At 63.0% G+C, this 13,469-nt stretch carries 11 protein-coding genes; 6 read left to right on the top strand and 5 right to left on the bottom strand.

What is annotated here, in order from left to right:
* The first annotated feature begins 9 nt into the window (after window positions 1-9).
* The 3 genes from IPM84_16090 (at window position 10) to IPM84_16080 (ending at window position 2,250) form a co-directional block, all read left to right on the top strand.
* Window positions 10-882: an ABC transporter ATP-binding protein gene (locus tag IPM84_16090; protein ID MBK9094258.1), complete on the top strand. Its 873-nt coding sequence runs from the start codon at window positions 10-12 to the stop codon at window positions 880-882.
* Window positions 879-1,592, top strand: a complete 714-nt coding sequence (locus tag IPM84_16085; protein MBK9094257.1) for a hypothetical protein — start codon at window positions 879-881, stop codon at window positions 1,590-1,592. Before IPM84_16090 ends, IPM84_16085 begins: the two co-directional genes overlap by 4 nt.
* A gap of 214 nt (window positions 1,593-1,806) precedes the next feature.
* A complete protein-coding gene (locus tag IPM84_16080) occupies window positions 1,807-2,250 on the top strand; it encodes an NUDIX domain-containing protein (protein MBK9094256.1) in 444 nt (147 codons plus the stop codon).
* A 60-nt stretch (window positions 2,251-2,310) separates the two neighbouring features.
* Here IPM84_16080 and IPM84_16075 read toward each other — a convergent pair whose 3' ends face one another.
* The 5 genes from IPM84_16075 to IPM84_16055 all read right to left on the bottom strand — a co-directional run bounded on the left by IPM84_16075 (window position 2,311) and on the right by IPM84_16055 (window position 8,944).
* The gene (locus IPM84_16075) at window positions 2,311-5,841 is read right to left on the bottom strand and encodes a DNRLRE domain-containing protein (GenBank protein ID MBK9094255.1); all 3,531 of its coding nucleotides are present in this window, start codon (window positions 5,839-5,841) and stop codon (window positions 2,311-2,313) included.
* Between the two features lie 61 nt (window positions 5,842-5,902).
* Window positions 5,903-6,403, bottom strand: a complete 501-nt coding sequence (locus IPM84_16070) for a hypothetical protein (protein ID MBK9094254.1) — start codon at window positions 6,401-6,403, stop codon at window positions 5,903-5,905.
* Window positions 6,404-6,534: 131 nt separating this feature from the next.
* On the bottom strand, window positions 6,535-6,870 hold the full coding sequence (locus tag IPM84_16065) for a XisI protein (GenBank protein MBK9094253.1): 336 nt from the start codon (window positions 6,868-6,870) through the stop codon (window positions 6,535-6,537).
* Window positions 6,871-7,045: 175 nt separating this feature from the next.
* Entirely contained in the window at window positions 7,046-7,702 is a 657-nt protein-coding gene (locus tag IPM84_16060) for a ribulose-phosphate 3-epimerase (protein ID MBK9094252.1), read from the bottom strand.
* Between the two features lie 318 nt (window positions 7,703-8,020).
* Complete coding sequence (locus IPM84_16055) at window positions 8,021-8,944, bottom strand: class I fructose-bisphosphate aldolase (GenBank protein ID MBK9094251.1); 924 nt, start codon at window positions 8,942-8,944, stop codon at window positions 8,021-8,023.
* A gap of 371 nt (window positions 8,945-9,315) precedes the next feature.
* Between IPM84_16055 and IPM84_16050 the strand changes: the two genes are divergently transcribed.
* From IPM84_16050 to avd, 3 genes are all read left to right on the top strand, one after another.
* Window positions 9,316-11,664, top strand: a complete 2,349-nt coding sequence (locus tag IPM84_16050; protein ID MBK9094250.1) for an NACHT domain-containing protein — start codon at window positions 9,316-9,318, stop codon at window positions 11,662-11,664.
* Window positions 11,661-12,551 (top strand): formylglycine-generating enzyme family protein, encoded by an 891-nt coding sequence (locus IPM84_16045; protein MBK9094249.1) that lies wholly within the window; start codon window positions 11,661-11,663, stop codon window positions 12,549-12,551. The genes IPM84_16050 and IPM84_16045 overlap by 4 nt, the downstream gene beginning before the upstream one ends.
* Window positions 12,552-12,778: 227 nt before the next feature.
* Complete coding sequence (gene avd / locus IPM84_16040) at window positions 12,779-13,129, top strand: diversity-generating retroelement protein Avd (protein ID MBK9094248.1); 351 nt, start codon at window positions 12,779-12,781, stop codon at window positions 13,127-13,129.
* Window positions 13,130-13,469 lie beyond the last annotated feature (340 nt).

Here is a 13,469-nt window from a genome sequence, read left to right as displayed (position 1 = left end):
GGAGTTCTCTTGCTGCTTGTCAATAATCTGATCAAATCGTATAACAATACGCCGGCCCTGCGTGGCGTCAGCCTGGAGGTGCCAACCGGCGCCGTGTTTGGGCTGCTCGGCCCCAACGGCGCGGGCAAGTCCACCCTGCTCAAGTTGGTCATGGGTTTCGTAACGGCCAACAGCGGGAAGATTCAGTGCCAGGCGCCGCCCCAGCACATCGGCTACCTGCCAGAGCGTCCTGCTTTTCCAGAAACGGCCCGCGTGGATGACTATCTGCGCACCGCCGCCAGCCTGGCCGGGATACACGGTCGCCGGCAGAAGGACACGGTGGCCGGCGCCTTGCATACCGTGGGCCTCAGCGACATGGCTGGCCGGCGTATCCGCACCTGTTCCAAAGGGATGCGTCAACGCCTGGCGGTCGCGCAGGCGCTCATCGGCGATCCCGCCTTGCTCCTGCTCGACGAGCCGGCGGCCGGGCTGGATCCGACCGGCCAGATACAGATGCGCAACCTGATCCTGGCGTTGCAGCAGGCCGGCCGCACCGTGGTGCTCAGCACGCACCAGTTGAATGAAGTGACGCAGATTTGCAGTCACGTCGCCATCCTCAGCGCCGGCCGCGTGACGCGCATCGGCACCCTCAACAGCGTGCTGCTGGCCGAGCCGCACGTGCAGATCAAGGTGGATACGCTGACACCGGAGCTTGCGGTTGGCCTGCGCGACCTGGCGCCCGGCATTGCCGTAGAAGACAACCGCATCACCCTGGTGGGCGCAGCCATCGAGCAGAAAGCCGCTATCTTGCGCCAGCTCCTCGACGCCGGTCTGGATGTGCAGGGGTTGGTGCAGCAGCAGGCCAACCTGGAAGAAATCTATCTGGAGGCGATCCGTTCGTGAGACGCATCTTCACCCTGGCCTGGTTCATCGCCAAAGACTTTTTCCGCTCCTGGCAGAGCTTCGTCCCCCTAACTCTGGCGCTCACCTTTTACGGGCTTGCCTTTCAGTATGGCGCGACGCCCGCCTATTTTGCCGCGGTGACGCCGGTCGCCATGATCGTCATCACGATCGTGACGGTGCTGCTGCTGGCTGGCCGCTGCAACCGGGCGGCGTCCTATCCGTTCATTGCCCGCCTGCGCGCGCGCGCTGAAATGCTGCTGGCCGTGGTGCTGACGGCCCTGGCGCTGACCCTTGTCCTCACCACCCTGGTTACGGGCATGGCCCTCTGGCAGGACAAGTTCACCACGCCGCTGATGGGCCGCGAGTGGGTGCTGCTGGCCTTGATCTGGCCCTGTCTTTTCCTCTGCGCCGGCTTCTTCGGGCTGCTGCTGACCAACCTGACCAGCCGCGGCAGCTCGCACATCATGGTCTACGCGCTCATTGCCGCGTTGGCCGCGGTCTATGACTATCAGTTCGAGCTGACGCAGGCCGGGCAGAATTTTCTACTTGCGGTCTGGCGGCGCATCCTCGACCCGTTCTCGATCACCCTGACGCCGTTCAGCAGCGCCAACCTGCTGCAAGGCGCTCTTTTAGTGCTGGGCTACGCTTTCCTCTGCTTCATCGTCGCGGATTGGCTCTTCGCGCGCAAGGACCTGGTGTGGAGCGAATGAAACAGCGAATGAAACAGCGAATGAAACAACGAATGAAATCGCGCCTGATGGGCCTGGCGGCCGGGTGTCGGCCTGCGTGGACGCGCTGCCGGTCGGCGCAGGCCGACCTGGCGGCTGAACGCCCTTGCGGCCCGAATTCATTCGGCGGCTATAGGCGCCAGGCGCCTGAGCAGTTGCGGCCCTGGTCGAAACCCGCTCAGCGAGGAAGAAACCTATGATCGGCCGGATTCGCGCCCTGGCGCTGGCGTATATTCGCCTTCACGACGAGGTGTTGGTCATGCAAGTGCCGGATATGCCGGCAGATGCCGGGCTTTGCTGCCGCTTGATTGGCGGCGGCATTGAGTTCGGCGAGCCGAGCGAGACAGCCTTGTGCCGTGAGCTGGCCGAGGAACTTGGGGTGACGGTAACGCAGGCGCGCTACCTGGGCACGGTGGAGAACATCTTCACACACCAGGGGCGCCCAGGCCATGAGCTGTGCCAAATCTACACGGTGGAGATCGAGCAGATTGCCGCCCTGCGGGCGCGTGGAGACGCGTTCGAGGTGACGGAGGAGAATCTGACGAACTACACAGCCCTCTGGCGCCCCTGGGACGAATTCGTTTCCGGTCGCGCCACGCTGTACCCGGACAACGTATTACGCCTCTTGCCCGGGGTCTGAAGCGGGGCGTCGTCGCAGCGGCTGCCGCTGGTCCCGGCTGCCTGGGCAGTTACGACGGCGTCAGGAGCAGTTGTCGCCCCAGTAAGCGGCCGCCAGCATCACATCCACCACATCCTGCTCTCCATCCTGATTCAGATCGTAGCGCGGCGTGGCCGGCTGGCCCCAGGCCTGACCCGCCCACTGCACATCGTAGATCGTGACCTGACCGTCTCCATCGAAATCGCCCGTCAGTTGACACACCGCGCCGTTGGCGTTGATGGTGAACTGGAGCACGCCCTGGTCATCGGCCCGGTACGCGCCGTTGACCGCTGGTGTGAGCTGCACCGTCACCACACCGGCAGCGAAGGTTGTCCCCAGGTTGAAGGCCGCGCCCGGCGTCAGATCCACCAACACGTTCAGGGTGCGCGCGGTCGGCGTGAAGCTGTACGCCAATGGGCCGGCCGGCGGTGCGCCATCGTTGGCAGACGAGAAGAGCAGCAGCCGGTTCAGCGCGGCGTCGGCCACATGCGCGCCGCTCAAGCCACTGCCGCTGACCAGGCTGGTGGTCGGCATGACCGCGGTGGCCGCGGCCGCCGGATGCAGCACCGTCAGGAAAACGTGATTCAGCGCACTGTCGGCCGGTTCCAGGGCCAGCCGCCACTCGCCGTAGGGCACATCCTCGAAGTCATTAATGGGGCGCGGCTGCGGCTCGCTGCTGTCCCAGTGCCAGTCGTAGTTGGCATCGTTGACCCAAAACGCCTTGACGTCACGGTCGCCGATCTTGCGCACATTGCGCGCCGGTGGCAGCAGGAACTTCATGAACAGCTTGCCGTCGCCGTTGACCGCGGTCGCCAGGTCTGCGCCGCTGTAGAGCGTCTCGCCGGGCGAAATCGTGGCCGCGCTGCCGTTGACGGTTGGATTGCCCAGAGTGTGGAAGAGCAACTGCGTCCTGGCGCCGCTGAAGGCTGCCTGCGTCACACCCACGCGATCCAGGATGACCACGTAATCGTTGGCCGTTGGCCCGGCCGTGGCCAGCGGCCGCAGATAGGCCAGTTCGCGCTGGAAGCGGCTGACTTTCGCCACGTTGCCGCTCAGGCCGGCGTCCATCGTCTGGTTGTAGGTCGGGTTGTTATACGCTTTGGTGGCATCGCCCAGGGCATAGGTGAAAGCCGGCGCCGCGCTGAAGCGCACGAGATCGCCGGTGTCGTAATGCACCGCATGTTGATCGAAATAGGTGATGTCGGTTGGCGAACGGCTGGCCGGCGACATGGTGCGTTGACCGCCATCGTTGGACGTGGCATCGGGCCGCGCCGACGAAAAATCTTCCGTGGGGTTGTAAACCACGAGAGTGTTATGCGCCACCGTGCGCACGTAGTAGTTGATGTCGTGGTTGCTCAGGCCATCGCCGCTGTAGACGCCGCTGTCAACCGCCAGGTCGCTGCGCTTGAAGAGGGTGAAGCTGTTTTGATCATAGTGCTGATGGTAGGTAAAATGATCGCCGATCTGAAATGTCAGGTAGGTGGCGGCGGTGTTGGTATCGGCCGCGCCATCCGGCCAGCCGCTGCGCATGAAGATCGTGCCTGTGCCGGGCGCCAGGTGAGTCAGCGGTGTCGGGGTCGTCGCCGCCTGCCCTGGGTTGTACCACAAGAATTCCTCATGGTAGAGAAAGCTCTGTGAGTTGTCCGTGGGCGCCGCGCTCACATAGGCCTGTAACTGCTGCGCCAGGGCATCCTGCGGAAAGCGTTCGATCAGGATCAGGCTCATGATGCGCTCGTAATTGGCAATGCTGCCGCGGTTGCGCTCCGTGTCTCCGGTGGAGAGATAGGGGTGGTAGTATTGCCCCCATTGATCGGCCAGGCCCGGCCAGCGGTGCAGCAGCAGGTAGCCCAGGCGTTCTCGATACCAGGCGCTGCTCAAGAACAGATCTTCCCCGCTGACGCTGCGCCAGGCCGCCAGAGCCTTGGCGCGCGGCCAGTTGGCAATCCAGTCGTAGATCATGCCCTCCGGCCAGGCGCCGCCCTCCGCGATGCGGTCGAGCAGGGGCAGATCGCTGTCGCGGTAACGATGGTAGCGGAACTCGTCGAGCCATTCCTGGGCGCGTGGGTTATCGCCGTAGGTTGCCAGGCCCATCAGGGCAAAGGAATAGGCGAAGCGCGGCCAGTAATTGCCCCAGCCCGGCGAGTCGTTGCTGTGCGGCGCGTCGCCCCAGGCGTTGAAATAGGCGATGAACGCGCTGCGCTGACTGGCGCTGAGGCGTCCGTAGCACCAATCGTAGACCAGGGCCACGTCGCCGGCCTCGGTGGAATAGGTAGACGGGCTGGCAATGAGCGCCTGCGCCTGACCAATGGCCTGATTGCAGAGACTGGCCGAGTCGGTCAGCAGCCCCACCAACGCGTGCGCGTGCATCTCGCCCGATGGGTCATTGGCCTCCGCCTGCAGTTGCGTCCAGCGCGGGTTGGACGGCACAGCGCGTGCTTGCAGGATCGCCAGTTTGGCCGGATCGAGGTAGATGCGGGGATGCCCGGCCGGAATCGCCAGCAGGCGCAGATGAACCGTGTCCGCGGCGCTGGCGCCCACATCGTTGGTCACGGTCAGCTCAATGTCCCACTCGCCGGGGACATCCGGCGTAAAGGACTGGATGGCGGCCGTGCCGATCAGCGCGCCGTTCAAGGCCGAGCCATACGCGGCCTGGGCCACGCGCCATTGAAAAGTCAGCGTGGCGTTGTTGCCCCCGGGGCGGTCACGGCTGGCCGAGCCGTCGAGGGTGACGGCGCCGCCGTTCCAACTGAGGTTGACCTGGTCCGGCCCGGCCACAGTCCAGGGCGTGTCGGGATTGTAGGTCACGGTCAGGATCGGGCGGTGAGTGGCGTCCGCGGCCTGGCTGCTGACGAAGGTACGCCAGTCGCAATTGCCATCCTGATAGCCGCTGGCATCGCGCAGCACCAGGCCATGGTTCGGCTGTTCATTGCGCACCCAGGCGCGCACCAGGCTGGTGACCGGCCAGGTGTACCAACCCTGGTTGATGATGTCTGCGGCGGCGGATGGCGCGGCCAGGTAATCGCTGCCGGCCGCCATGCCGCGGGCGTTCCACGGCACATCGGCGCCCTGTCCGGGGAAATAGTCGAAGGCGTTGTCGCCGGTGGCGCCGTGTTTGCCAGCCGCATTGATGGGCGATTCCACCTGGTTGCCTTCGTCCCAAGCGCGCAGAACCTGGAAAAGCTCCGCGCGGCGCACCCACGGCGCGGTCACATTGCAGCCGGCCGGGGTGGTGTTGACCAGGGCCAGCGTGGCGCTCAGGATGGCGCTGTTGGGCGTGATGCTGGTCAGATCGAAGGCCAGGAGCGGGTTATCGCCATCGTTACGTGACAGGGTCAAGCCATCGTTTTGGCCGTAGTTGACCGTGTGCTGCGGCGGCGTGTCCCAGTCCAGCGAACTGACCCAGGTGTCGCGCACGCCGGTATAGCCGTCGAGGCCCTGCTGGAAGACGGTGGTGATGATGGTGTGTGGGGCTGCTTGCGCTGAGGCGGGCTGACTGGCCGGCGCGGCCGCGGCGGTCAGCAGGACGAGGGTCACGAGGGACAGGAGGGGCGTGAGGCGAGTTGCAGCAGTCATCGTATTACCTCCGTTGCGTATTGGCGTCTGGCAATGCGTAACTGCTGGGTCTGCCTGGAATTCAGACAGGATTCACAGGATTGACAGGATATTCGAACTCTCGTGGCGGTAGTTTTGCACGCCACAGAGCAAGAATCCTGTTCATCCTGGTCAAATCAACTTGCAGGGTGAGCAGTTCCACTCTCGTGCCGATAGTTTTGCACATCACAGAGCAAGAATCCTGTGCATCCTGTTCATCCTGTCCAAATCGGCCTGCAGGGTGAGCAGTTACCCCGTCGGGCGCAAACTGCATGGGTTTTGTGCGCCCTTGACGAAACTCCTCTGCGGCTTCGTGAGCCAGCGCACTCAATTTGTCGCGCGAATCGGCAAACTGCTGATTCCATCGCTCTTCGTCCGCACGGATATCGGCGTGTGTCGCGCCAAAGATGTCGGTCTCAGGTATCGGTACGAGTGGTTGATATTCCAAAAACAGGTCGAAATCGTATACGCTGTTCAAACGTTCCAATGGTAGTGTGGCGAGCAGATTCACCACTTCCTGATAGGTGACTGGCGGTTGTGTCATAGCAAATTTCGACATAAGTAACGTTTCGCCTCTCTCGTAATCATCAGACCATTCTTGATAATGAGCACCGCGTTGATCTCACTTTTACAGGTCAGCAGCTAAGTCCTCCAGAATCAGGAGGAAATCTCGGTTCACGCGACAGCAAACTCGGTGTACTGACGCTTGAAGGGGGAGTGAAAGCCGAGGACGATCTGATCTTTTGGAATGCCCAATTCCATTAACTCGCCAGCAACGCCGTTCTCGGTCCAATCTTCTTCGATCCAAATTTTCCCATCACGGATACGCAGATGAAATACGACGGAATGGACTCGCCGATTACCATCCCAACCAATCGCCAGCAGAAGATAACTGTTGTTTGCTGCATCGCAAATAGCTAGCCGTTCAATTTCGCCATGGCTGTATCCAATCTGCGCATGGTCGTAGAGCACTTGCTTGATAATGCGCCGGTAGTCAGCTTGTCTATCCATGCGACAATTCCTTCATTCTTTGATCAGGGCGTTTCTGACACGGTTAGTCTTGTGGCTGGTCATGAGCGACTGTTGCTCGAACGCGGACGTGCAACCAGATAGTCATCAATCCGCAGTTCATCATTGATGGCGCATGTGTCTGGATCCCAGATGACCATCTTCCGATCAGGGCTAATTACGACAGATCCTTCAATTGCTTTATGTTTTCTCTGATGGCGCGTGTCTGATTGAAGACGGCCGAGCCGGCCACGGCCAGGTTGGCGCCGGCCTGCGCGGCCAGGGCGATGGTCTGCGGGCCGATGCCGCCGTCCACCTCGAGGTCGCAGGCCAAACCGCGCTCGGTGATCAGGCGGCGCAGGCCGGCCAGCTTGGGCAGGGTGGCGGGGATGAAGGCTTGCCCGCCGAAGCCGGGGTTGACGGTCATCACCAGCACCAGGTCGAGCAGTTCCCACACGCCATCGAGCAGGAGCGCGGGCGTCGCGGGGTTGAGCGCCACGCCGGCCTGTTTGCCCAGGCCTTTGATCTGCTGCAGGAGCCGGTGCAGATGCGGCGCGGCTTCCAGATGCACGATGATGACATCCGCGCCGGCCTGCGCAAAATCGGCCACGTAGCGCTCCGGCTGGACAATCATCAGATGGGCTTCGATGGGGACGGTGCAGGAACGGCGCACCGCTTCGACGACAAGCGGCCCCATCGTGATGTTGGGGACGAAGTGGCCGTCCATCACATCCACCTGGATGCGCGCACAGCCCGCGGCCTCGGCTTCACGCACCTGCTCGCCCAGGCGAGTGAAGTCGGCGGAAAGGATCGAAGGAACGATGCCAATGGACATGGTAGTACCGGTGCGCCCTCAGAGACAGCGAGCAAGGGATTCTCACACAAGACACGGAGCACGCAGAGAACAAGAATATCTCCATGCCCTCCGTGCCTCCGTGGTGAAATCTATCAGACTTGAACCACGGGGACACGGAGAACGTAACTGCTGGGTCTGCCTGGAATTCAGACAGGATTCACAGGATATTCGAACTCTCGTGCCGATAGTTTTGCACACCACAGAGCAAGAATCCTGTACATCCTGTTCATCCTGTCCAAATCGGCCTGCAGGGTGAGCAGTTACCGGAGAACACAGAGTATCAGAAACTCTCCGTGTTCAGGCGATCTCGCCCGCGTACATTTTCACAATCGTGCCCAGGAACTTCAGTGCATCTTCGGGTGCGCGCTGGAACGCATTACGGCCCATGATCGAGCCGAAGCCGCCGCCGTCGCGAATGGCGCGCACTTCATCGAAGACCTGCTCGTCGCCAGACTTGGCGCCGCCGGAGAAGATGACGATGCGCCGGCCATCGAACGCGCTCTGCACGATGTGGCGCACGCGCTCGGTCAGGGTGGCGCGCGCAATCCCGTACTTCTCGTAGACCTTCTTGGCCTCGGCCTGCTCCAGATAGTCGCTGGGCAGCTTGACCTTGACGATGTGTGCGCCCAACTGGCAGGCAATCTGCGCGGCGTAGGCATCTACGTCGAGTGCGGTCTCACCCTGCTTGCTGAGGTCGCCGCCGCGCGGGTATGACCAGACAACGACCGCCAGACCCACACTCTTGGCCTCGGCGGCCAGTTCACGCAACTGCTCGTACGCTGTGTTGCGGTAGACGGAGCCGGGGTAAATAGTGAATCCGATGGCCACGCAGCCCAGGCGCAGCGCATCATCCACACCAGCGGTGACGGCCGAAATCGGTTCGCTATCGCCGTGCAGCACATCGTGGTTGTTGACCTTGAGGATCATTGGGATGTCGCCGGCATACTCGGCCGCGCCGGCTTCCAGGAAGCCCAACGGGGCGGCGTACGCGTTGAGGCCCGCGTCCACGGCTAACTGGAAGTGATAGAACGGGTTGTAGCCGGGCGGGTTGGGCGCAAAGCTGCGCGCCGGCCCATGCTCGAAACCCTGGTCAACCGGCAGGATGACCACCTTGCCGGTGCCGCCAAGACGGCCGTGATTGAGAATGCGCGCCAGGTTCGTCTTGACACCGGGATTGTCACTGGAATACCAACTGAGGATTTCACGTACTCGGTCTTTCATGAGGAAAATTCGCCTCCCTGCAAGTTCTGCAAATTTGGAAAGATAAGGGCCGCACCCTGCGGCCAAGAAACGTGTGGCACGGCTCGACTAGCGGCCATGCCTATGTGATTACACACAGTATACCACCATTGATAACTTGGCGCCAAACGAACAGCAATTCCAAAATTTGACCGATTTTTTGAACCTCGAAGAACGCAAAGAGCGCAAAGCATGCAGACAGCAAACAGTTTGACCGCCGATTAGGAACCGCTTTGTGATGCAAAGAGCCTTGAGATGTGATATTCCCGGCGCAATTGACGGAGAGGCCGAAACCGGCTAGAATCCCGTATACAATTGCGTCTGCGCACAACCAGAAATCAGGGAGCCCCATCATGAACCTTCAGGCATGGCAAGCCGCCACGCGGCAGAACCTGGCCACGTTGGCCGGGCGTCTGCGCCGGCTGGCGCCCGGCACGCTCTACGGATTCCTCTCGGCCACCACGCTGTTGCCGGTGGTGACCGCAGCCAACCAGGGTGATTTTGCGGCCCTGGTTGCGTTGGGAAGCGTGATCGGTGGCATTGGAGGGGATCTGGTCGCGAATCAGATCCAGGCCTGGAAGGACCGCAGCGAGGCCGAGCTGGCCGCAGAACTGCAGCGGGCCGCCGCCGCTGACCCAGCCTGGCGCCAGGAGTTGGACACGGTCCTGGAGAAGCTAGGCGCGATCCAGACCGTGCAGGAGACGCTCAGCCCGGCCGACCGCACCTGGTTTGGTGAGACGCTGCGACAGGAGCTGATCAGCTTGGGGAACCTAGATCGTTTCCAGGCAACGCTGGTCGCCTCCTCAGGCGCCATCGTCCAGGGCGAGAACAATATCGGCGCGGGCGCCGGAGGCGTGGCTGCACGCGAAATCCATGCCCCCATCACGATTATCAATCAGACCGGACCCGCGCCGGTTGCCCCTGACCCGGCCAACCTGCGCCTGGCCTACCTCAACCATCTCTACGAACAAGCGAACATCCTCTCCCTGGCCGGCATTGACCCCAAGGCGGCCAGCGATGCCGAAGCTCGCCTCAACCTCGCGTCGGTCTATACCGCCCTCCTGACGCGGACTCAGGAGGACGACGCCCTGCGCAGCCAGGCGCGCAAGCCCGACGAGCGCCCCAAACCGCTGTCTGCCCTGGCCCAGCTCAATCGTTACGACCGCCTGGTCCTGCTAGGCGATCCTGGCAGCGGTAAGAGCACGTTCGTCAGTTTCGTGGCTCTGTGCCTGGCCGGTGAAGCCTTGCACAAGACCCAAGCCAACCTGGCTCTGCTGATTGCGCCGTTACCGGACGATGAAGAAGAAGCCAGGCGCCCGGAATCGGAAGAGAAGAAGCCATCGCCCCAGCCCTGGAAGCACGGTGCACTCCTGCCCGTGCGTGTGGTGCTGCGTGACTTTGCCGCGCGTGGCTTGCCTAAGCCGGGGCGCCAGGCCACAGCCACCCATCTCTGGGAATTCATCGTCGCCGAGTTGAACGACTGCGCCCTGCCGGACTTTGCGCCGCGCTTGCGGCAGGAATGGATGGACAAAGGCGGCCTGCTCTTGCTCGATGGCCTGGATGAAGTTCCGGAAGCGAATCAACGCCGCACCTTGATCAAGGCGGCGGTCGAGGACTTTGCCCGCGCGTTTTCGCGCTGTCGCATCCTCGTGACCAGTCGCACCTACGCCTACCAGCAGCAGGATTGGCAGTTGAATGGGTTTCAGGCGACGGTCTTGGCGCCTTTCTCGCCCGGCCAGGTTGGGCGCTTCGTCGAGCGGTGGTATGCGCATATCGGTGAGTTGCGCCACTGGAACGCCGGTGATGCCCAGGGTCGCGCGGAAGTACTGAAGCGTGCCATCGCTGGCAGCGACCGGCTGCGTGCGCTGGCTGAACGACCCCTTCTGCTGACGTTGATGGCCAGCCTGCACGCCTGGCGCGGCGGAAGTCTGCCGGAAAAGCGCGAAGAACTCTATGCCGACGCCGTTGACCTGCTGCTCGACTGGTGGGAGAGCCAGCGAGTGGTGCGCAATCCCCAGGGCCAGGTGGTCGTGATCCAGCCCAGCCTGGTCGAGTGGCTGCGCATTGATCGCCAGAAGATGCGGGCCTTTCTGAACGAACTCGCGTACCAGGCGCATGCGACCCAGGCGGCCCTGGTGGGTACGGCAGACATCGCCGAAAAGGACCTGGTAGCCGGCCTCCTCACGCTCGCCGACAACGAGGTCAAACCCAAGCTTCTCCTGACGCATCTCAGCCAACGCGCCGGCCTCCTACTGCCGCGTGGGGTGGGCGTCTACACCTTTCCCCACCGCACGTTCCAGGAGTACCTGGCAGCCTGTTATCTCACCGATCACGACTACCCCGAACTGGTGGCCGACCTGGCGCGCGGCGACGCCAACCGCTGGCGCGAGGTGGCCCTCTTGGCCGCGGCCAAGGCCGCGCGCGGGACCGCCGTTGCGATCTGGTCCTTGGTGGATGCGCTCTGCTATCGTGCGCCGGACGACCCGGCCTATGCCGCGGCGGATGCGTGGGGCGCACACCTGGCGGGCCAGGCGCTGCTGGAGACGCCAACCTGGCGTCGGTCAGCGAGCGCAATCAGCCCAAGCTGGCGCGCGTGCAGAATGGCCTGGTGCACGCGCTGCGCAGCGACTCACTGCCGGCCCTGGAACGCGCAGGCGCCGGACGTTCTTTGGCCAAACTGGGAGACCCCCGATCTGACGTGATGACGGTGGACGGCATGGCGTTCTGCTACGTGCCCGCGGGGCCGTTCAAGATGGGGGAGGGCAAGGAGCTGCACCCCTGCAACCTGAATTACGGCTACTGGATGGGACGCTATCCCGTGACCAACGCGCAGTTCGCGGCGTTTGTGGCTGCGGGCGGATACAAAGAGGCCGGTTACTGGCCGGAAGCGGAGGTGGCCGGCTATTGGCGCCAGGGCGAATTCAAAAGGCGCTGGGACGAGAGGTGGCGGCGCGGGCCGGCCGCTTACGGCGAGCCATTCACGCTGCCGAATCATCCGGTTGTAGGTGTGACGTGGTACGAAGCGCTGGCCTTCGTGCGCTGGCTGAGTGGACACGCGCGGCAATGGCTGCCGGCGGGATGGGCGGTGCGGCTGCCGAGCGAGGCGGAGTGGGAGAAGGCGGCGCGGGGCGGCGAGGAGATCGTGACATCGCCGGTGATCGGTCGCTTGGGTGCGGGCCTGGCCGCGGCGCCGGAGGTGGTGCGGCAGGCGAACCTGGAACCACGGCGTACCTACCCGTGGGGCGAAGAGATCACGCCAGAGAGAGCCAATTACGACGACACCGGGATTGCCGCGACCAGTGGGGTGGGCTGTTTTCCGTTGGGTGCGAGTCGGTACGGCGTGCAGGAGCTAAGCGGCAATGTGTGGGAATGGACGCGCAGCCTGTGGGGGAACTATCCTTACCCAGGCGATGCGCAGGGCAGGGCGCGACGCGAGAACCTGGCCGCGGGACCAGATGAGTGGCGTATCCTGCGGGGCAGTTCGTATTATGGTAATAGAACAGGCGTTCGGTGTGCTTATCGCCTCAGGGACGACCCGGACGACCTCGGCAGGTTCTTCGGGTTTCGTGTGGTGGTGTCCCCATTATGACTCTGAACGCTGACCCCTCTGACCTCTGTAACTCTGAAAATCTGAAAAACATGGTGGGCCGATTAACATCGGTTGGTTTTCTTGCCGCCAGCCCAGCCAGCGAGGCGACCGGCCAACCAATCCAAAACCGCCGGTAGGCGGCGAAATTTTTTTGCACCCCATTCCCGGCCGCCAGGGCGCCAGCTAGACGCCCTTACGATTCTGACCTATAATAAAGGAGGATGCGCATGAGCTTCCAGCCAACACCGATCTTTACCCGCACCTATGATTTCCTGACCTGGTTGCTGCCGGCCACCAACCATTTCCCCCGCGCCTACCGTCACAGCTTCACCCAGCGCCTGCTCGATGCCGCGTTCGATCTGCGCGAGCGCCTGGAAGAGGCGAACGTGCGCCTGCGCAGCGCCCGCCTGGAACGGCTGGCGCGGGCTGACGAAGCCCTCGCCAAAGTGCGTGTCTATCTCCGCCTGGCCGTGCAGTGGGGCTGGCTCAGCGGCGGACAGTACGCGCATGTGGCGGCCATGGTAGCTGAGATCGGCAGACTGTTGGGGGGATGGCTGAAGATCACCCCGTCCGACTAACCCGAAAATAGCTCTGTGGCGCAATCCGCCGGATTGCAGCGCCCCCCGCCACGGAGGCAAGCCGGCGGCTTGCGCTACATTTTCATCCACGGTTGTGCGCTCCGCGCATGGATAACTAACCCGAAAATAGCTCTGTAGCGCAATCCGCCGGATTGCAGCGCCCCGCGCCACGGAGGCAAGCCGGCGGCTTGCGCCACATTTTCATCCACGGTTGTGCCCCGCGCGCCAAGCGACGCGGGGCCAAACACTGGCAATTCGCAGCCCTTGGGCTGTGGTTGTAGGGGCAGGCTCACAGACAGCGTTCGGTGTGCTTATCGCAACAGGAACAACCCGAACAACC

The sequence above is a fragment of the Candidatus Amarolinea dominans genome, from assembly GCA_016719785.1.
In the GTDB taxonomy this organism is placed as follows: Bacteria; Chloroflexota; Anaerolineae; order SSC4; family Amarolineaceae; genus Amarolinea; species Amarolinea dominans.
Note: the sequence above shows the minus strand (reverse complement) of the source record. Positions and strands in the feature narration are given on the sequence as shown.